The 19,118-nt window shown below is 70.9% G+C and carries 20 protein-coding genes; 7 read left to right on the top strand and 13 right to left on the bottom strand.

Annotation, left to right across the window (positions count from 1 at the left end):
- Positions 1 to 7: 7 nt before the first annotated feature.
- On the top strand, positions 8 to 1,807 hold the full coding sequence (locus ACLJQM_RS06295) for a carbamoyltransferase (protein ID WP_410630431.1): 1,800 nt from the start codon (positions 8 to 10) through the stop codon (positions 1,805 to 1,807).
- On the top strand, positions 1,804 to 2,496 hold the full coding sequence (locus ACLJQM_RS06290) for a hypothetical protein (RefSeq protein ID WP_360777660.1): 693 nt from the start codon (positions 1,804 to 1,806) through the stop codon (positions 2,494 to 2,496). Before ACLJQM_RS06295 ends, ACLJQM_RS06290 begins: the two co-directional genes overlap by 4 nt.
- On the opposite strand, the gene ACLJQM_RS06285 is transcribed toward ACLJQM_RS06290, so the two are convergent.
- Positions 2,462 to 3,088 (bottom strand): TIGR03085 family metal-binding protein, encoded by a 627-nt coding sequence (locus tag ACLJQM_RS06285; RefSeq protein WP_410630430.1) that lies wholly within the window; start codon positions 3,086 to 3,088, stop codon positions 2,462 to 2,464. The genes ACLJQM_RS06290 and ACLJQM_RS06285 overlap by 35 nt on opposite strands.
- Positions 3,089 to 3,227: 139 nt before the next feature.
- Between ACLJQM_RS06285 and ACLJQM_RS06280 the strand changes: the two genes are divergently transcribed.
- Positions 3,228 to 4,289 carry an NADH:flavin oxidoreductase/NADH oxidase gene (locus ACLJQM_RS06280; RefSeq protein ID WP_410630429.1) on the top strand — a complete coding sequence of 354 codons (1,062 nt, stop codon included), beginning with the start codon at positions 3,228 to 3,230 and terminating at the stop codon, positions 4,287 to 4,289.
- Here the strand turns inward: ACLJQM_RS06280 and ACLJQM_RS06275 are convergent.
- The 4 genes from ACLJQM_RS06275 to ACLJQM_RS06260 form a co-directional block, all read right to left on the bottom strand.
- Positions 4,286 to 5,674, bottom strand: a complete 1,389-nt coding sequence (locus ACLJQM_RS06275; RefSeq protein ID WP_410630428.1) for a glutamate decarboxylase — start codon at positions 5,672 to 5,674, stop codon at positions 4,286 to 4,288. The two genes, ACLJQM_RS06280 and ACLJQM_RS06275, sit on opposite strands and share 4 nt — an antisense overlap.
- A gap of 78 nt (positions 5,675 to 5,752) precedes the next feature.
- On the bottom strand, positions 5,753 to 6,229 hold the full coding sequence (locus ACLJQM_RS06270) for a Dps family protein (RefSeq protein WP_247017231.1): 477 nt from the start codon (positions 6,227 to 6,229) through the stop codon (positions 5,753 to 5,755).
- 41 nt (positions 6,230 to 6,270) lie between these two features.
- On the bottom strand, positions 6,271 to 6,693 hold the full coding sequence (locus ACLJQM_RS06265) for an organic hydroperoxide resistance protein (protein ID WP_247017228.1): 423 nt from the start codon (positions 6,691 to 6,693) through the stop codon (positions 6,271 to 6,273).
- A 137-nt stretch (positions 6,694 to 6,830) separates the two neighbouring features.
- Positions 6,831 to 7,379, bottom strand: coding sequence for an NADPH-dependent FMN reductase (locus ACLJQM_RS06260; RefSeq protein WP_410630799.1), 549 nt, complete (start codon positions 7,377 to 7,379; stop codon positions 6,831 to 6,833).
- Between the two features lie 151 nt (positions 7,380 to 7,530).
- Here ACLJQM_RS06260 and ACLJQM_RS06255 point away from each other — a divergent pair, with 151 nt between their 5' ends.
- A complete protein-coding gene (locus ACLJQM_RS06255; RefSeq protein WP_410630427.1) occupies positions 7,531 to 8,637 on the top strand; it encodes an alpha/beta hydrolase in 1,107 nt (368 codons plus the stop codon).
- Positions 8,638 to 8,709: 72 nt separating this feature from the next.
- Here the strand turns inward: ACLJQM_RS06255 and ACLJQM_RS06250 are convergent, their stop codons facing one another.
- The 3 genes from ACLJQM_RS06250 to ACLJQM_RS06240 all read right to left on the bottom strand — a co-directional run bounded on the left by ACLJQM_RS06250 (position 8,710) and on the right by ACLJQM_RS06240 (position 11,727).
- Entirely contained in the window at positions 8,710 to 9,240 is a 531-nt protein-coding gene (locus tag ACLJQM_RS06250; RefSeq protein ID WP_247017222.1) for a hypothetical protein, read from the bottom strand.
- A gap of 380 nt (positions 9,241 to 9,620) precedes the next feature.
- On the bottom strand, positions 9,621 to 10,220 hold the full coding sequence (locus ACLJQM_RS06245; protein WP_247017220.1) for a TetR family transcriptional regulator: 600 nt from the start codon (positions 10,218 to 10,220) through the stop codon (positions 9,621 to 9,623).
- Positions 10,201 to 11,727 (bottom strand): DHA2 family efflux MFS transporter permease subunit, encoded by a 1,527-nt coding sequence (locus ACLJQM_RS06240; protein ID WP_410630426.1) that lies wholly within the window; start codon positions 11,725 to 11,727, stop codon positions 10,201 to 10,203. Before ACLJQM_RS06240 ends, ACLJQM_RS06245 begins: the two co-directional genes overlap by 20 nt.
- Positions 11,728 to 11,893: 166 nt before the next feature.
- On the opposite strand from ACLJQM_RS06240, the gene ACLJQM_RS06235 reads away from it, so the two are divergent.
- Positions 11,894 to 13,045: an MFS transporter gene (locus ACLJQM_RS06235; RefSeq protein ID WP_360777748.1), complete on the top strand. Its 1,152-nt coding sequence runs from the start codon at positions 11,894 to 11,896 to the stop codon at positions 13,043 to 13,045.
- Between the two features lie 83 nt (positions 13,046 to 13,128).
- Here ACLJQM_RS06235 and ACLJQM_RS06230 read toward each other — a convergent pair whose 3' ends face one another.
- The 4 genes from ACLJQM_RS06230 to ACLJQM_RS06215 form a co-directional block, all read right to left on the bottom strand.
- Complete coding sequence (locus tag ACLJQM_RS06230; protein ID WP_247017216.1) at positions 13,129 to 13,509, bottom strand: hypothetical protein; 381 nt, start codon at positions 13,507 to 13,509, stop codon at positions 13,129 to 13,131.
- 16 nt (positions 13,510 to 13,525) lie between these two features.
- Entirely contained in the window at positions 13,526 to 14,704 is a 1,179-nt protein-coding gene (locus ACLJQM_RS06225; RefSeq protein ID WP_360777673.1) for an RtcB family protein, read from the bottom strand.
- Between the two features lie 87 nt (positions 14,705 to 14,791).
- On the bottom strand, positions 14,792 to 15,829 hold the full coding sequence (locus ACLJQM_RS06220; RefSeq protein ID WP_247017212.1) for an aspartate-semialdehyde dehydrogenase: 1,038 nt from the start codon (positions 15,827 to 15,829) through the stop codon (positions 14,792 to 14,794).
- Positions 15,829 to 17,094, bottom strand: coding sequence for an aspartate kinase (locus tag ACLJQM_RS06215; RefSeq protein ID WP_360777677.1), 1,266 nt, complete (start codon positions 17,092 to 17,094; stop codon positions 15,829 to 15,831). Before ACLJQM_RS06215 ends, ACLJQM_RS06220 begins: the two co-directional genes overlap by 1 nt.
- 228 nt (positions 17,095 to 17,322) lie before the next feature.
- On the opposite strand from ACLJQM_RS06215, the gene ACLJQM_RS06210 reads away from it, so the two are divergent.
- Positions 17,323 to 17,913: a nitroreductase family protein gene (locus tag ACLJQM_RS06210; protein WP_360777679.1), complete on the top strand. Its 591-nt coding sequence runs from the start codon at positions 17,323 to 17,325 to the stop codon at positions 17,911 to 17,913.
- A 42-nt stretch (positions 17,914 to 17,955) separates the two neighbouring features.
- Positions 17,956 to 18,564 (top strand): hypothetical protein, encoded by a 609-nt coding sequence (locus ACLJQM_RS06205; protein ID WP_247017206.1) that lies wholly within the window; start codon positions 17,956 to 17,958, stop codon positions 18,562 to 18,564.
- Here the strand turns inward: ACLJQM_RS06205 and ACLJQM_RS06200 are convergent.
- Entirely contained in the window at positions 18,561 to 18,929 is a 369-nt protein-coding gene (locus tag ACLJQM_RS06200) for a hypothetical protein (protein WP_410630425.1), read from the bottom strand. The genes ACLJQM_RS06205 and ACLJQM_RS06200 overlap by 4 nt on opposite strands.
- Between the last annotated feature and the right edge of the window lie 189 nt (positions 18,930 to 19,118).

The raw sequence follows: 19,118 nt of genomic DNA, 5'->3' as shown, positions 1-19,118 counted from the left end.
AGAAATCATGTACGTACTGGGCATCAGCCGGGTGCACGACTCGGCGGCGGCACTCGTGCGCGACGGCGAGATCATCGCGTTCGCCGAGGAGGAGCGCTTCACCCGCGTGAAGCACGACGGCGGCTTCCCCGCCGAGGCCATCAAGTTCTGCCTGGAGCGGGCCGGGATCACGCTCGCCGACGTCGACCACGTGGCCTACTACTGGCAGCGCTGGAAGGAAGGCATCCACGCGGCCAAGGTGTTCGCGCGGTACTTCCCCGGCACCCTGGACGTCTTCCGCAACACCAACGGCGACGAGGGCGGCAAGTCCGCGGGCATGGTCGACACCTTCCTCACCGGCGGTGGCAAGGGACACGACGACTACCACGTCGGCGGCGCGGTCCTCGCGCACATCAAGCGGTCCTACACGCTGGCGAACGACGTCAAGGAGGCCGTGGGCTGGACCGGGCCGACGAAGTTCAAGACCCACCTCGTCGACCACCACCGCGCGCACGCGGCCAGCGGCTACTTCATCTCGCCGTGGGACGAGTCGGCGGTGCTCACCTTCGACGGCATCGGCAGCGACGGCACGGCGACCTACCTCGCGCACGGGCGCGGGAACAAGATCGCCGACCTGCGGCGGATCAAGTTCCCGCACTCCCTCGGCGCGATGTACGCCGGCGTCACCGGCTACCTCGGCTTCTACCCGACCCGCGACGAAGGCAAGATCATGGGTCTCGCGCCGCTGGGCGAGGACACCTACGTCGACGCGTTCAAGCAGCTCATCCACCTCGACGACGACGGCGGCTTCGAGCTGGACCTGAGCTGGTTCGGCCACCACCGCACCGGCAAGCACGTGATGGCGAAGAAGTTCACCGACGCCTTCGGTCCCGCCCGGCCGAAAACCCGCGTCACGGCCGAGAACCCCGTTCCCCAGCACTACTGCGACATCGCGTACGCGCTGCAGGTGACGCTCGAAGAAGCGGGCCTGCACCTGGCGCGGTGGCTGCAGCGCGAGACGGGCTCGAAGCGGCTGTGCGTCGCCGGCGGGGTCGCGTTGAACAGCGTCATGAACGGGCGGATCCTGCTGGAGACGCCGTTCGAGGACTTCTTCGCCCAGCCCGCGGCCGCGGACGACGGGTGCGCGCTCGGCGCGGCCCTCGACGTGTCGGTCGCCAAGTACGGCAAGCCGCGCCCGCGCGACGGCTACACCTACACCGGGCCGGACTACACCGAGGCCGAGATGGAGCTGGCGCTGCAGGACGCCGGCGTCGAGTACGAGCGCGTCGACGACATCGCGGCGCACACCGCGGCGAAGGTGGCCGACGGCAAGATCGTCGGCTGGGTGCAGGGCCGGATGGAGTGCGGGCCGCGGGCGCTGGGCAACCGCTCGCTCGTCGCCGACCCGCGCGACCCGGAGTCGAAGACGCGGATGAACGAGAAGGTGAAGCACCGCGAGGCGTTCCGGCCGTTCGCGCCTTCGTGCCTGGAGGAGCGGGCGGGCGAGTACTTCGTCAGCGACTACCCGTCCCCGGTGATGCTGCTGGTGTTCGACGTCCTGCCGGACAAGCGCGCCGAGGTTCCGGCGATCACGCACGTCGACGGCACCGCGCGGGTGCAGACTGTCAGTCGTACCGACAACCCGCTGTACTACCGGATGATCAGTGAGTTCGAGAAGCTGACGGGGGTGCCGATGGTCGTCAACACCTCGTTCAACGACAACAACGAGCCGATCGTGGCCAGCCCCGCCGACGCGATCGCGTGCTACCTGAAGACCGACGTCGACGCGCTGGCCCTCGGACCGTTCTGGGTGGAGAAGGAACTGTGACGCTCTTGGAATCGCCCGGCCTGGTCGCCGCCCTGTACCGGCGGCGGCAGTGGCTGTGGCTGGTCGCCGCCGTGCCGGCGGTGGTCACCGCGCTGCTGATCATGGTGGTGCTGCCGCCGGACCAGACGCTGGACAACGTCGGTGACTGGGCGTTCAAGCTGTGCCCGTTCGTCTTCGCGGTGCTGACGGTTTCGCTGTTCCCGCGCGGGCGCTTCGGGCCGGCCTTGATCGTGTTCGCCGTGTTCGTGTACATGTCCTATTTGGACACCGAACTGGTGATGCGGGTGCAGGGGTTCGCGCGCTCGCCCGACCAGGACTTCCAGCCGGTGTACCAGTTCGAGCTGTTCGTGACGACGTTCATCGTGCTGTTCGCGCTGCTGGCCTACCGCCTCGGCGGCGGCCGGACGGCGAACGTGCTGAAGGTCGGGATCGCGTCGATCCTGGTGGTCATCTCGGGCGTGAACGACCTGACGTTCTGGGCGCTCAACGACGTCTGGGCGGCGGGCACGAAGCCGGCCGAGCTGAAGTGGGCGTCGCACATGATCGTGTTCCTCGGCGGCCCGCCGAGCGTGCCGGCCGCGGTCGCGTTCATGGCCGTGCACCTGGTGCTGGCCGCGATCGTGGTCGCGCTGCCGGTGGGCCGCTGGGTGACGCTCAGAGTCCGCGGTTCACACCCTGGAGCTTCGTGACGGCGGCCGCGTCGCCTTCGAACTCTAGGCGGACGGCGTCGCGGCCGAACACGAAGAGCAGCAGGTCGATCGGGTCGCCGATCACGGCGACGGGATCGGGCCCGGTCTTGACGGCGGCTTCCTGCCCGGTGCGGGTCCGCAGGGTGACCCCGACGGGCGCCTTGCGCAGGTTGAGCTTGGCGGCCTGCTTGGCCGACTTCCACGCGGCGGCGTCCCTGGTGGCGTCGGCCGGGCGCGGTTCCCAGCCGGGCTGCGCCCGGCGGACGTCCTCGTGGTGGACGAGGAACTCGGCGGTGTTGGTGAGCTCGTCGAGGGGACCGATGGCGGTGGGCCAGAACTTCGACGGGCCCTTCCGCACCTGGTCGACGAGGGTGCCCCAGGGCTTGGCGGCGTAGCGGTCCTGCACCTTTCGCGTGTGCCCGGCGAGCGCGGGAACGATGATCCCGGGCGCGGCGTCGGGGCGGTGTTCCCGCACGACGAGGTGCGCGGCGAGGTCCCGCGTCGTCCAGCCTTCGCACAACGTGGGCGCGTCGGGCCCGAGGTCGTGGAGGAGGGAGCTCAAGGCCTGGCGTTCGTCAGCAGCGACACCCATGTGGTCGACGTTACTCGCCGGTAGAGCCCTTGGCGACGGGAAGAGACGGCGGGCACGTACCGGGGCCGGCTTCGGGTCGCGCGGGTCACCGGCAGGCCCACTCGGGAAGAGAGCGCGGGCGCGTGTCGTTGATCGAAGTGTGAGCCGACTCTTCAGCCCGATCACCGTCCGTGGACTTACCTTGCCGAACCGGGTCTGGGTTTCTCCCATGTGCCAGTACTCCGCCACCGAGGGACTCCCCGGTGACTGGCACCTCGTGCACCTCGGCCAGTTCGCCGCCGGGGGTGCGGGGCTCGTCATGACCGAAGCCACCGCCGTCACCCCCGAAGGGCGGATCAGCCCGCAGGACACCGGCATCTGGAGCGACCAGCACGCCGACGCCTGGCGCCGGATCGTCGAGTTCGTGCACGGGCAGGACGCCGCCATCGGGATGCAGCTCGCCCACGCCGGGCGGAAGGGTTCGACCAAGCGGCCGTGGGACGGGCCCGGCAGCGTGCCCGCCGAAGACGGGGGCTGGCCGACCGTCGGACCGTCCCCGACGGCCTTCGGCGAGTACGCCACCCCGCGCGAGCTGACCATCGACGAGGTCGCCGCGCTCCCCGAGGCCTTCGCCGAGGCGGCCCGCCGGGCGGAGGGCGCCGGGTTCGACGTGCTCGAGCTGCACTTCGCCCACGGCTACCTCGTGCACCAGTTCCTGTCGCCGCTGTCCAACTCCCGCACCGACCGCTACGGCGGCGACTTCGAGGGACGCACCCGGCTGGCGCTCGAGATCGCCGACGCGGTCCGGGCAACGACCGGACTCCCCCTCTTCGCCCGGCTGAGCGCCACCGACTGGACCGAGGGCGGCTGGACCGTCGACGAGTCCGTCCGGCTCGCGAAGCTGCTGGCCGAGCGCGGGATCGACCTCATCGACACCTCGTCCGGCGGCAACACCCCGCACCCGGACATCCCCGTCGGGCCCGGGTACCAGGTTCCGTTCGCCGGGCGCATCCGCTCCGAAGCCGGCCTCCCGACCGGTGCGGTCGGCATGATCACCGACCCGCACCAGGCCGAGGAGATCGTCGGGAACGACCAGGCCGACGTCGTGTTCCTCGCCCGCGCCCTGCTGCGCGACCCGCACTGGCCGCTCCGCGCGGCGAACGTCCTCGGCGCCGACGTGCGCTGGCCCGACCAGTACGCCCGCGCCAAGTCCTGGCACTAGTGGTGGAAGGCGGTCGCCTTGGCGGGATCCTTCGGGCGGCCGCCCTCCTCCTCCAGCTCCGGCAGGACCCGCGCGAGGTCGGCCAGCAGCAGGTCCGCGAGGTCGTGCGTGAAGCCGTTGCGGACGACGATCCGCAGCACCGCCAGGTCCGTCCGGTTCTCCGGGAACGTGTACGCGGGCACGAGCCAGCCCCGCTCGCGCAGGCGGCGTGACACGTCGAAGACGTCGAACCCCGCGTCCGCGCGGGTCGTGAACGCGAACACCGGCAGCTGGTCGCCGCGGGTCAGCAGCTCGAAGGGACCCAACGCTTCGACGCCCGAAGACAGGTGCGTCGCGACGTCCCGCGAAGCCTGCTGCACCGCGCGGAAACCGTCCCGGCCGAGCCGGACGAACGTGTAGTACTGCGCCGCCACCTCGGCGCCCGGGCGCGAGAAGTTCAGCGCGAACGTCGGCATGTCGCCACCGAGGTAGTTGACCTTGAACACCAGCTCCGACGGCAGCGCGGCCCGGTCGCGCCAGAGCACCCAGCCGACGCCCGGGTACACCAGCCCGTACTTGTGGCCGGACGTGTTGATCGACGCCACCCGCGGCAGCCGGAAGTCCCACTCCAGCCCGGGGTCGAGGAACGGCGCGATCATCGCCCCCGAAGCGCCGTCGACGTGCATCGGGACGTCCCAGCCGGTGCGCTCTTGCAGGGCGTCCAGCGCCGCGGCGATCTCCGCGACCGGCTCGTAGCTGCCGTCGAACGTCGAGCCGAGGATCGCCACCACGCCGATCGTGTTCTCGTCGCAGCGCGCCACGGCCTCCTCGGCCGAGAGGTGGTACCGGTCCCCCGCCATCGGCACCAGCCGCGGCTCGACCTCCCAGTACTCGCAGAACTTTTCCCAGCACACCTGGACGTTCACGCCCATCACCAGGTTCGGCTTCCCGGTGCGCCCGAGCTGGGACCAGCGCCGCTTCAACGCCATCCCGGCGAGCATGCACGCTTCCGACGACCCCGTCGTCGAGCAGCCCATGACGTCCGCCGGGTCGGGGGCGTGCCACAGGTCGGCGAGGATGTTCACGCAGCGCCGCTCCAGCTCGGCCGTCTGCGGGTACTCGTCCTTGTCGATCATGTTCTTGTCGACGCACTCGGCCATCAGCTCGCGCGCCTGCGGCTCCATCCACGTCGTGACGAACGTGGCGAGGTTGAGCCGGGCGTTGCCGTCGAGCATCAGCTCGTCGCGCACCAGCTGCAGCGCCGTGTCCGGCGGCAGAGAGTCCTCGCGCAGCTTGTCGTGCGGCATGACGAACCCCGCGGCCAGCGCCGGGTTCGCCCCGGCGTACAGCGGGTTCGTCCCGCCCGCGCGGTCCGGGTGGTCGGTTTTCCCCTGATGCAGCACCATGCCACCGAAGGTACTGACCCCCACCGACGAAAAAGGGCCGCTCCGCCGGAGAACGGCCCTTTCGTGGCGATAAAAAAGTCAGGCCTGCTGGGCCTGCCACATCCAGTGCGCCTCTTCGAGCGCGCGAGTGATCTCGATCAGCAGGTCCTGCGTCACGAGGTCGCTCTTGTCGGTCTCGTCGATGCGGGCGCGCAGCCGCTCGATCAGCGTCGAGAGGATGTCGACGACCGCGGCGACCGTGGACTCGACGGACTGCCAGTTGTCCGGGTAGTCCGGCGCGCCCGAGCTCTCGACGACGGTCTTGGCCTTGCCGTTCGGCGAGACGCCGATGGCGTTGGCGCGCTCGGCGACCTCGTCGACGTACTGGCGCGCGGTGTTGACCAGCTCGTCGAGCTGCAGGTGCGCGCTGCGGAAGTTCGCGCCGACGACGTTCCAGTGCGCCTGCTTCGCGATGAGGGACAGGTCGACCAAGTCGACCAGCGTCGCCTGCAGGGCGTTGCCGGTGATCTCCTTGTCGGCCTCGGAAAGCGGGCTCTTGATCGGAGACTTGCTCATCTCTGGTGGTCCTTTCCTCGGACTGGTTCGACGACGGGGGATCAGACGGTGGCGGAGAGCGCGACCTCGATGTTGCCGCGGGTCGCGTTGGAGTACGGGCAGACCTGGTGGGCCTGCTCGACCAGCTGGTCGGCCTGCGCCTGCTCGAGGCCCGGGAGCGACACGTTCAGCGCGACGCCGAGGCCGAAGCCGACGTCCTGCTTGAGCACGCTCACCTCCGCGGTCACCGTCGAGTCGGCCAGCGCGACCTTGGCCTGGCGGGCGACCAGCTGCAGGGCGCTGTGGAAGCAGGCCGAGTAGCCGGCGGCGAAGAGCTGTTCGGGGTTGGTCTTGTCCCCGCCGGGGCCGCCCATCTCCTTCGGGATGGCCAGCGATTCGTCGATGACGCCGTCCGACGAAGTGACCTCGCCGTTGCGGCCGTCGCCGCGCGCCGTCGCCACCGCGGTGTAGATCGCCTGACCCATGCTCAGCCCGCCTTCTGCTCTGGATGCTCTTCGATCGAGCGTCTCACTGGGCACAACATCCCGCACCCGCGGAACAGTGCCCGCACATGGCAGGCGTCACGTTCATCGACTACCCCGGACCCACCCGGGTGAAAACGTCAAGCGGTGCGCGTCACCGCGAATTCGGCGACCTGCCGCCCGATCAGGCGAAGCGTCCGGACACTCTTCTCGTCCGACGCGCCACCGCCTTCGTCGAACTTGGTCTCGGCCGAGTTGATCGAACCACCCAGTGGGGTGGCCCAGCCGCGCAGCGCGTGCGTGATCGTGCGCAGCTGCTCCAGCGTGGTCACCGCCGCCTGCCAGCCGTACGCGACGGCGGCAAGGCCGACCGCGCGGCCGTCGAGGTACGGGCGGCGGTCGTCACGCAGGTCTTCGACGTAGTCCAAGGCGTTCTTGACCAGGCCGGACAGCGCGCCGTGGTAACCGGGCGAGACGACGATGACCCCGTCCGCCTCCCGGATGGCTTCGACGAGCCGCGTGGCGCGTTCGTCGCGCTCCGGCACGCCGGCGTCGTAGAACGGGAGGACCAGGTCCGGGCCGGTCAGCAGCCGGGTCCGGACGCCGACTTCGGCCGCGCCGCCGAGCGCGATCTGCAGCGCGCGTTCGGACTGCGAGCCCTCCCGCAGAGAGCCGCCGATCCCGAGCACGTTGAGCGTCCTGGCTGAAGTCACGTTTTCCAGGCTAACCCCTCCACTTAACTGGAGGACCAGACTCTGGGACCGAGGACCCGGTCACACCTGGACCTGTTACCTACTGACAAGTAACGTCCGGGGCGGCACCGAAGCTCAGGAGGAACCCATGGCGATCCCGCTCCCGGTCCGCGTCCAGGCGGCCGCGTCCCAGCTGGCGTTCTGGCTGCCCGCGCCGGTCCGGCGCGCGGCGGCGGGCCGGACCGTCCGCATCGACGGCCAGGACCTCGCGCTCGACGCCCAGCTGCTGCTCCGGCTGCAGAAGATCGCCCGCGCCGAGCTCGTGCGCGGGTCGGTCGAGCAGTCGCGGGCCCTGCTCGACGTGGGCCGGCACCTGGTCAGCGGCCGGCCGGTCGAGCCCGTCTCGGTGCGTGAGCTCGACGTGCCGACACCGGAGGGGAATCGATCAGCGGTGCGCAGCTCCTCCGTTGAGGGTGGCGGCGGGGGCATGGATGGACTGCCGGCGACGCTCTACACGCCGGTCGGGCTGCCCGAGAAGTCGCCGCTGCTGGTGTTCTTCCACGGCGGCGGCTGGGTGATCGGCACCCGCGCGAGCCACGACAACGCCTGCCGCTTCCTGGCCAAGCACGCCGGGGTGCGGGTGCTGTCGATCGAGTACCGGCTGGCCCCGGAATTCCCCTTCCCGGCGGCGACCGGCGACGCGCTGGCGGCGTTCGACTACGCCGTGGCGAAGGCGGGCGACCTCGGCGCCGACCCGGCGCGGATCGCCGTCGGCGGGGACAGCGCGGGCGGCAACCTCGCCGCCGTCACCGCGCAGCAGGCGGTCAAGCGCGGCGGCCCGGCGCCGGCGTTCCAGCTGCTGATCTACCCGGCGACGGACTTCGCGCACCGGTACCGCTCGCAGGACCTGTTCGCCGAGGACCTGTTCCTGACCGACGTGCACATGAAGTGGTTCGAAGGCCACTACGTGCCGGAGGGCAGCGACCTGACCGACCCGCGGCTTTCCCCGCTGCGCGCGGACGACCTGAGCGGCCTGCCGCCGGCACTGGTCGTCACGGCGGGGTTCGACCCGCTGCGCGACGAAGGCGAGGCGTACGCGGAGAAGCTGCGCGAGGCGGGCGTCGAGGTGGCATTGCGCCGGCACGAGGACCTGATCCACGGGTTCATCAACTTCACCGGCGTCGGCACGCGGTTTCGCGAAGCACTCGCCGAAACCGCGGGCGCGCTGCGACAGGGACTGGCCGGAAAGGGCTGAACCGAATCCGGGGCCCGGCGCGGAGAAATGTCCGCGCCGGGCTCCGGATCCCCCTGTTTCCCGTGGCCGGAGTCAGCCCGCCGGTGCGGGCAGCGGGGGCACCGGCAGCGGCGGTACGGGCAGCCCGCCGAGCAGGCCGCCGAGGATTCCGGTGACGGCCGCGAGCAGCGCCTTCACCAGGTCGCTGACGATCTTCAACGGCCCGGGCAGGTCGGGCAGCGACGGGATGGGCAACGGCAGCGGCGGCAGCTGGCGCGCCTTCGCCGTCGGGTCGGTCAGGAGCCTGCTGGACTCGTCCGCCCGGCCTTTGGCCAGGCCGGCGAGCTGCTCGGTGTCGGTCTGGACGGTGTAGCGCTTGCCGGCCGCGATGTCCGCGAGCACCGGGCTGAACTGCCCGAGGTCGCCGCGCGTGGCACCGACGTTGCCCGCGTAGGCCACCTTGGTGAGGTCGTCACGCATCTGGAGCACCTGTGCGGCGAGGGCCTGGGTGCTGGAGGAACCCTTGCCCCCGTCCGGGCTCGCCGACGCCATACCCGCCGTTCCGACCGCGAGCAGACTGCCGGCGGCTACCAGGGCGATGACCCGCCCGATCTTGCCTTTCATTTTTTACCTCCTGGCCTCGGGAGACCTGACGGGTTAAATCGATACCCGCCGTATCGGAGATAAGCCACCCGATCACCGGTTCGAGACGTTTTCTAACCCTTACGTGCCGGATCCGGAAAAGGCGAACTGGCCCGCATCTGATTAACGTCGAAAGCTTGCCCCTCCCCCTGAAGATCACCCTTGCCGAGCACGGTCGTCACTCAGCGGTGATCACCGTCCACTATGGAACGATTGGGGCACCTACACGGGTGTAAACGGTGATCTTTTGGCTTCATCACTCCGTCGGACCGCGTGTCCTGACTGCTCCAGACGGGGTGTCCCCCACGTTCGCGCCGCCACCCACACAGGTCAGCGCGCAGATGCGAAGGCGATTCGCCGATTCAGAGCGGCAAACCCTCTTCCAGGTGGGCAACGGCTTCGTCGAGCACGGCCAGCGTGTCCGCCTCGGGATCCGCGGCCGACCCCAGGAACGCGGCCAGGACGACGCCGACCACCGCGCCCGCCCAGTTGCGGACCTCGAAGCCGCCCGGCTCGCGGCCGGTGCGCTGCGCGGCGAACCCGGCCAGCAGGTCGATCCCCTCGGCGAACTTGTCCATGGCCGCCGTGCGCAGCTCGGGTTCGCGCAGCACCAGCCGCTGCCGCTGGCGTTCACGCTCCCACTCGTCGGCGGGGAGCACCTCGCGGATGGTGGTCACGGTCGCCCGCAGCGCGCCGATCGGGCTGAGCTCGGCCGGCTGCGCCAGCGCCGCGGCGATGAGCAGCGGGTCGAAGGGGTCGTACAGCACCGTCGCCTCCTTCGTCGGGAAGTACCGGAAGAAGGTGCTGGGCGAGATCTCCGCCGCGGCCGCGATCTGGTCGACCGTCGTCGCGCTGTAGCCCCGCTCGTGGAACAGCCGCAACGCGTGCCGCTGGATCGCGGCGCGCGTCTTGGCCTTCTTCCGTTCGCGCAGTCCCTGCGGTTCAGATGGCGACGACGTCATGCCCCGATTCTCGCGGCTGCACCTCCGCGGCCGCCCGGCCGGGCAAGAACAGCGCCGCCAGCAGCGCGCCGGCCACGCCGAGCCCGGCGCAGCCCCACAGCGTCACCGCCATGCCGTCGGTGAACGCGACCCGCGCGGACTCGGCGAGCCCCGGCAGGTGGAGCTTCCCGGCGACGGCGATCGCGGCGGACGCGCTGCCCCGCGCCACGTCGGCCACCGGCCCGGGCAGGCCCGCCACCCCGACGCCATCGCGGTAGACGCCGTTGAGCACCGTGCCCAGCACCGCGACGCCGATGGTGCCGCCGACCTGGCGCAGCACCTGGATCAGTGCCGAGCCGGCGCCCGAGCGGCCCTCGGTGAGCGCGCCCATCGCCATCGACATCAGCGGCGGCAGCGTGCACCCGGTGCCGAGGCCGATGACGACCTCCCAGCCGGCCGTGCCGCCGTAGCCGTCCGACGGCGCCGTCGCCGAACCCCAGGCCAGGCCCACCGCGAGCACCAGGAACCCGCCGGTGACGACCACCCGCACGCCCACCGCGGCGACCAGCCGCTCGGCGATCTTGGCCGAGACCAGCATCCCGCCGATCAGCGGCAGGAGCCGCAGCCCGGTCTGCAGCGCGTCGGCGCCCTGCACGGCCTGGAACAGCTGCGGCAGCACGAACATCAAGCCCATCAGCGCGAAGGACGCCACCGTGGCGAGCACCGCGCCCCAGACGAACCGCGGTTCGCGCAGCAGCGCGAGGTCGGTGAGCGGCGCGGCCACCCGCGTCTGGGTCCGGCAGAACACCGCCACGAGCGCGACGCCGAGCGCGATCAGGCCGTAGGTCACCGGGTCGGCCCAGCCGTGCTCGCCGGCGTGGACGAAGCCGTAGGTGAGCGCGACCAGCCCGGCGGCCGAGAGGGCGATGCCCGCGAGGTCGACGCGGCCCCGGCCCGACCCCGGCGTGAGCGGCACGAGGAACACCACCGCGGCCACCCCGACGGCCGTCAGCGGGACGTTGACGAGGAAGACCGAGCCCCACGCGAAGTGGTCGAGCAGCCAGCCGCCGAGCAGCGGCCCGAGCGGGATGCCGGCGAACGTCGCCAGCACCCACGTCGTCAGCGCCTTCGCGCGCTCTTCGGGCGGGAAGAGGGTGTTGAGCAGCGAGAGCGACAGCGGGATGAGGAACGCGGCGCCGACGCCGAGCACGACCCGGGCGGCGATCAGCGCGCCCGGCGAACCGGCGTAGGCGCACGCCAGCGAAGCCAGCCCGAACAGCACGAGCGCGCCGAGCAGGAGCTTCTTCGGGCCGAAGCGGTCGCCGAGCAGGCCCGCCGGGAGCAGGAGGGCGGCGAGCGCCAGCGTGTAGGCGTTGCCGAACCACTGCAGCTGCGTCGTCGTGGCGCCGAGGTCGACCGCCAATGTCGGCACGGCGACGTTGAGCACAGTCAGGTCGAGGCCGACGGTCAGCAGGCTCACCGCGAGCGCACCGAGCGCCCACCACCTGCGCGGATAGGGCTGAGTCATAGCGACCCCCATTTGATAGTTGCTACCAAATGAGAGTAGCTATCAAATTTACCGAGCACCAGTGCCGAAATTTTGTTGCACGCGCGTACCAGGTTGGGTTCTCATCGGGGACGTGCCGCTGCAGCCCTACCGCCGGGTCCTCGCCGTTCCCCGTGTCCCCTCGACCATGGCCCTGATGTTCCTGGCGCGGCTGCCGATGACCATGAACGGCGTGATGATGACGCTGTACATCGTCACCGGGCTCGGCCGCGGCTACGGCGCCGCCGGGCTGGTCGGCGCCGGCGTCACCCTCGGGATGGCCCTCGGCGCGCCGCTGCTCGGCCGGTTCCTGGACCGGTACGGGCTGCGCCCGGTCGTCGCGGTCTGCGGGCTCGCCACGACGGCGTTCTGGATCGCCGCACCGCACCTGCCGTACGCGGCGCTGGCCGTGGTCGCGGTCCCGGCCGGCGCGCTCTCGGTGCCGGCGGGCTCACTGGCCCGGCAGGTGCTGGCCGCGCTCGTCCCGGTGGCCGAGCGGCGGGCGGCGTACTCGCTGGACACGATCTCGATCGAAGCGACGTTCATGATCGGCCCGGCGGCCGGCATCGCGGCGATGACCGCGCTCTCACCGACGTTCACGCTCAGCGCGCTCGGCGTCCTGTTCGGCGGCACGGCGTTCCTGATCTGGCTGGTCGACCCGCCGATCCGCGACGACCTCGAGCCGGTCGTCGACGGCGTCCGGCCGAAGCTGCGCACCTGGCTGTCCTGGCAGCTGGTGGCCACGCTCCTGATCGCGGGCGGCGCGCTGTTCGTGCTGGTCGGCACCGAGTTGGCGACGCTGGCGGCCCTGCGCGCGAACGGCGACATCGGCGTGACCGGCCTGGTCATCGCGGTGATGTGCGCGGCATCGATCCTGGGCGGCATCGTCCACGGCGCGGTAAAGCGGTCGTTGCCGCAGGGCGTGCTGATGCTGCTGATGGCGCTGCTGGTGGTGCCGGTCGGGCTGGCCGACCAGCCGTGGTGGCTGCTGATGCTGGTGCTGATCCCGACGAACCTGCTGTGCGCCCCGACCCTGGCGGCGACCACGGAGACGGTCAGCAGGATCGCGCCGCCCCGGGTCCGCGGGGAGGCGATGGGCTTGCAGGACGCGTCGACCCGGCTCGGGCTGGCCCTGGGCAGCCCGTTCGTGGGCTTCGCGATCGACCACTCGAGCCCGGCGTGGGGCTTCGCGGCGGCGGGCCTGGGCGGTCTGGTGATCGCGGCGGCGGGCTTGCTGCGCCGCCACACCCGCACGGTGGACCCGACCGCGGAGCCGGTCCCGGCACTGGCGGAGAGCTAGCCTGCCCGCCGCCGGGTCAACGGTGGACCCGACTGCGGAGCCGGTCCCGGCACTGGCGGAGAGCTAGCCTGCCCGCCGCCGGGTCAGCCGCAGGCCGCGCGGAGGGCGTCGAGCTTCGTGACGTTGCGCTGGACCCACCGGGCCACGACGCCGGCGTCCTCGATGCGTTCCTTCTGCACCTCGACGTACGAGCCCGCCATGCCGAGCAGCGCGTTCTTCACGTCCTGGTCCTGGACGTTCGCGGCCAGTTCGCGCAGCCGCTTCTCCTTGTCCGCGGCGCGCGCCTTGAGCTTGTCCGGGTCGACCAGCGGGTTCAGGTCCGCCAGCCCGAGCGCCTCCGTGCAGGCACTCACCTTGTCCGCCGTCCTCGACCCCTGGTCGACCGCGTTGCCGACCTCGGCGCACCCGCTCAGCAGCAGTGCGGCCCCGGCCAGCAACGCGGCCGTCGTTCCACCCCTCGTCATGGCGCCAAGGTACCGGTCAGCCCTTGACGCAGACCACCTGCTTGAGGTGCGCGACGACCTCGACCAGGTCCGTCTGCGCCCGGATCACCGAATCGATGTCCTTGTACGCGGCCGGGATCTCGTCGACGACGCCGGAGTCCTTGCGGCACTCGACGCCGGCCGTCTGGGCCGCGAGGTCGTCGGCCGTGAACAGCTTCTTGGCCTTGGTGCGGGACATCCGGCGGCCGGCGCCGTGCGACGCCGACTGGAACGACGAGTCGTTCCCGAGCCCGCGGACGATGTACGAGCCGGTCCCCATGCTGCCCGGGATGATCCCGAGGTCACCCGATCCGGCGCGGATCGCGCCCTTCCGGGTGACGAGCAGCTCGACACCGTCGTACGTTTCCTCCGAGACGTAGTTGTGGTGGCAGGAGATGGCGTCGTCGAACGTCGTCTGCGGCACGACGTCCTTCAGCGCCTGCTTCACCAGCGCGACCATCGTGGCGCGGTTGCGCGCCGCGTAGTCCTGCGCCCAGAACAGGTCGCGCCGGTAGGCCGCCATCTCCGGCGTGCCGGCGACGAACACCGCGAGGTCGCGGTCGGGCAGGTCGGCGTTGTGCGGCAGCTTGCGCGCGACCGCCATGTGCCGCTCCGCGAGCTCCTTGCCGATGTTGCGCGAACCCGAATGCAGCATCAGCCAGACGCGGCCGTCGTCGTCGAGGCAGACCTCGATGAAGTGGTTCCCGCCGCCGAGGCTCCCGATCTGGCGCGCGGCCCGGTCGTGCAGCTCCTGGACGCCGGTGTGCAGCTCGCCGAAGCCCCGCCAGAACGCGTCCCAGCCGCCGACGCCGTGCACCTTCGCGGGGTTGACGGGCGTCTTGTGCAGCCCGAACCCCACCGGCACGGCGCTTTCGACGCGCCGGCGCAGCTTGCCGAGGTCGTCGGGCAGGTCGGCGGCGGTCAGCGACGTCCGCACGGCGCTCATCCCGCACCCGATGTCCACCCCGACGGCGGCGGGCGAGACGGCGTCGCGCATGGCGATGACGCTGCCGACGGTCGCTCCCTTGCCGTAGTGCACGTCGGGCATCACGGCGAGCCCGTGCACCCACGGCAGGTTGGCGACGTTCTGCAGCTGCCGCATGGCCTGCTCTTCGACCGACGCGGGATCCGCCCACATCCGGATCGGGACGCGGGCGCCGTCGACAGCGGTGTACATGATTTCCTCCCCTGGAAATGTTTTCGCGGTGCCCAGGATCTCCTGAGCACCGCGAAACGCCAAGTGAGTTTCAGCTGTCCACTGTGGTCACTGCTGCGCGATCAGCTCCGCGATCTGCACCGCGTTCAGCGCCGCGCCCTTGCGCAGGTTGTCGTTCGAGATGAACAGCGCCAGGCCGCGGCCGCCCTCGATGCCCTGGTCCACCCGGATGCGGCCGACGTAGCTCGGGTCGTTGCCCGCCGCCTGGAGGGGGGTCGGGACCTCCGACAGCTCGACGCCCGGCGCGTGCGTCAGCAGCTCGGTCGCGCGCTCGGGAGTCAGCGGCTGCGCGAACTCCGCGTTCACCGAGATCGAGTGGCCCGAGAACACCGGCACCCGCACGCAGGTGCACGAGACGCCGAGGCCCGGGATGCTCAGGATCTTGCGGCTCTCGTTGCGGAACTTCTTCTCTTCGTCCGTCTCGAACTCGCCGTCGTCCACAATGGACCCGGCCATCGGCAGGACGTTGAACGCGATCGGGCGGACGTACTTCGCCGGCTTCGGGAAGTCGATCGCCGCGCCGTCGTGGGTGAGCAGCGACGCGTGCTCGGCCGCCGCGCGGACCTGGCCCGCCAGCTCGTCGACGCCGGCCAGCCCGCTGCCGGACACCGCCTGGTACGTCGACGCGATCAGGCGGACCAGCCCGGCCTCGTCGTGCAGCGGCTTCAGCACCGGCATCGCGGCCATCGTGGTGCAGTTGGGGTTCGCGATGATCCCCTTGCGCGCTTCCTTGATCGCCTGTGGGTTGACCTCGCTGACGACCAGCGGCACGTCCGGGTCCATCCGGAACGCCGAGGAGTTGTCGATCACCGTCACGCCCGCCTCGGCGAACCGCGGCGCCTGCGCCTTGGACGTCGAGCCGCCCGCCGAGAACAGCGCGATGTCCAAACCGGACGGATCCGCCGTCGACGCGTCTTCGATCGTGATTTCGGTGTCGCGCCAAGGCAGCTTCGAACCCGCCGAGCGCGCCGAAGCGAAGTACCGGAGCTCGGCGATCGGGAACTCCCGCTCCGCCAGCAGCTTGCGCATCACCGCGCCGACCTGGCCGGTCGCGCCGACCACCCCGACCCGCAGTCCCTCGGTCATCAGCGACCACTCCCCGCGTAGACGACGGCTTCTTCGTCGCCGCCGAGTTCGAACGCCTCGTGGATCGCGCGCACGGCTTCGTCGAGCTGCGCGTCCCGGATCAGCACCGAGATGCGGATCTCCGAGGTGTTGATGATTTCGATGTTGACGCCGGCGTTGGCCAGCGCTTCGCAGAACGTCGCCGTCACGCCGGGGTGCGAGCGCATCCCGGCGCCGACCAGCGAGACCTTGCCGACGTGGTCGTCGTAGAGGACGGACTCGAAGCCGATCTCCGCCTTGACCTTCTCCAGCTCCTTGACCGCCTTGGCGCCGTTGGCCTTCGACAGCGTGAACGTGATGTCGGTGCGGCCGGAGACGGTGCTGGACACGTTCTGCAGCACCATGTCGATGTCGATTTCGGCGTCGGCGATCACGCGGAAGATCCGGGCCGCGGCACCGGTGTGGTCCGGCACGCCGGTGACCGTGATCTTGGCTTCGGAGCGGTCGTGCGCCACACCGGTGATCAGGGCTTGTTCCACGGGGATCTCCTCGATAGAACCGGTCACCGTCGTGCCCGGCTTGTCACTGTAGGAAGAACGGACTCGGATCGGCACGCCGTAGCGCCGCGCGTACTCGACCGAACGCAGGTGCAGGATCTTCGAGCCGCTCGCGGCGAGCTCCAGCATCTCCTCGTAGGGGATGACGTCGAGTTTCTTCGCGTCCGGCACGATCCGCGGGTCGGCCGAGTACACACCGTCCACATCGGAGTAGATCTCGCAGACGTCGGCGTTGAGCGCCGCGGCCAGCGCGACGGCGGTGGTGTCCGAGCCGCCGCGGCCGAGCGTGGTGATGTCCTTGGTGTCCTGCGCGACCCCCTGGAAGCCCGCCACCAGCGCGACGTAACCCTGCTCGAGGGCTTCGGTGACACGGCTGGGCGTGACGTCGATGATGCGCGCGTTGCCGTGCACCGACGTCGTGACGACGCCGGCCTGCGAACCGGTGAACGACCACGCTTCGGCGCCCTGGGCCGCGATCGCCATCGCGACCAGCGAGTTCGAAATGCGCTCACCGGCGGTGAGCAGCATGTCCATCTCCCGCTCCGGCGGCGCCGGGTTGACCTGCTGCGCCAGGTCGAGCAGCTCGTCGGTGGTGTCACCCATCGCCGAGCAGACCACCACGACGTCGTTCCCCGCCTTCTTGGTGGCGACGATCCGCTCGGCGACGCGCTTGATCCGGTCGGCACTTTCCAGCGACGATCCGCCGTACTTCTGGACCACGAGGGCCACGCCCGAACCTCCTCGCGGGCCGGGCGGCTCCCTGGTGGGCACCGGAGAGCCCCCGCGTCCCATGATTTGAAGAGGAGCCTACCGGGGCTGGGACGGCCCGCCACCCTCTTGACGTGGGGCGGACCCTTTGCGTGGGTCACTCGGAAGTAAATCTTCCGCAACACCAACGAAATGCGCGGAGCCCTTCCTCCCGAGTGACACAGCGCACGCCTGGGTATCGTCGAGCTCGTGCGAAAGCCAGCTGTGACGAGCGTCCCGATCTCGACCCTGATGGCCGAACGTTGGAGCCCGCGGGCTTACGACGAGTCGGCCTTGGTCACCCCGGAGCAGGTCCGCGCCCTGCTGGAAGCGGCCCGCTGGGCTCCGTCGTTCGGCAACACCCAGCCCGCCCGGTACCTGGTGGGCGTCCGCGGGACCCCGGCGTTCGACGCGATCCTGGCGACGCTGAACTCGGGCAACCGGGCGTGGGCGCACCGCGCGGGCCTGCTGCTGATCGGCGTGGTGGTGACGACGAACGAGAAGGGCGACGTCCCGTACGCGGAGTACGGGCTCGGGCTGGCGTCGGAGAACCTCGTGCTGCAGGCGGTGGAGCTCGGGCTGATCGCGCACCAGATGGCGGGGTTCTCGCCCGATGCGGTGCGGGACGCCTTCTCGCTGCCGCCGGACGCGGTGCCGAAGGTGGCGATCGCGGTGGGGTCGGCGGCCGCGCCCGAGGTGCTGGAGGAGGACTGGCGGATCGAGCGGGAGAAGGCCGAGCGGGTGCGGGTGCCGCTGGCGGAATTCGCGTTCACCGACCAGTGGGGCAAGCCGGCGCTGTAACCGTGTCCGCCGATCCGCGACTTCACCGGCAGGAGGTGGCCGATGGACGAGCGGGAAGCGGTGCACAACGAGGCGTCCGGCGTCTCGACGGGCAGTTTCGGGCAGATCGGCGCGGTGCACGGGAACGTCATCTTCACCGGCGGGCCGCCACCCGAGCCACCCCCGCGACCGGCCGCCGCTTCCGGGCCGGGCCCGGCCGAGGCGGCCCGGACCGCCGTTCGCCTGATGGCCGAGCTCGGCAAGCAGCCGCTGGCCCGGATCCGCAAGAACGGCTACGCCGGGATCTACCGTGAATTGGCGAAGCTGGCTCCACCCGACGCCGCGGCCGTGCTCCGGTACCTGCCCCTCGAGGAGATCAGCGGCCTCCTCCACGAGATGCCCGTGCCGCTCGCCGCCCGGGTGCTGCCGCAGCTCGGCCTCGACCACCTGCGCGAATTGGCGGCCCGTCAGCCGCAGGCCTTCGCCGACGGCCGGCTGCTCTGCTACTCACCGGCCGAAGACGTCGTCGAACTGCTGCGCGAACTGCCGTCGTCGACCGCGATGGACCTGCTCGGGCAGCTGCGGCGCGGCTCGACCGGCAGCACCGACGGCGAGCACCACGCGCGGCAGGCCGCGGCGGCCCGGATCTGGGAAGGCCTGGCCCGGCGTTAGGAAGCGCCGGCCACCCGGCGGATCACCTTCGCGAGGATGCCCGACACCACGAGCCAGAAGATCGCCGCGATGCCGTAGTTCACCAGGACGCGCAGCTTTTCGTCACTCGGCGTGAACAGGTCGCTGAACCCCAGCGCCAGGCCGTCCGCCCAGGACTTCACGAACGAGACGATGCCGTTGTCCGGGTTGGCCGAGCCGACCGTGAAGATCACGTGGATCACCAGGAACGCCGCGAAGACCAGTCCCACCCAGCGGACGATCGACGCCACCGCGGAGGCGGCGCGGCCCCCGGTCCTGCGCCAGTCGACGGGAGCCCGGCGGGAGACCTCGGTCTCCTCCGACGACGACTCTGCGTGCTCAGCCATGCCCGCAGTTTCGCACGGCGACCGTCCAATTGCTACCCACAGGTAACCCCGGGAAGGGGCCGCCCGGCTTCCCTCGGGCGGCGTTGCCTGGTTATGGTGGGGTCGTGGCGCGTGCTCTCCTGCTTCGCTGCCGCGACGGGGCCTGACCGGACCGGCTCCCCGTCGCGGGGCTTCGTGGTGCCGGTCGCA

Source organism: Amycolatopsis sp. cmx-4-83, from assembly GCF_046548815.1.
GTDB lineage: Bacteria > Actinomycetota > Actinomycetes > Mycobacteriales > Pseudonocardiaceae > Amycolatopsis > Amycolatopsis pretoriensis_A.
This window is presented reverse-complemented; position numbering and strand designations above follow the sequence as displayed.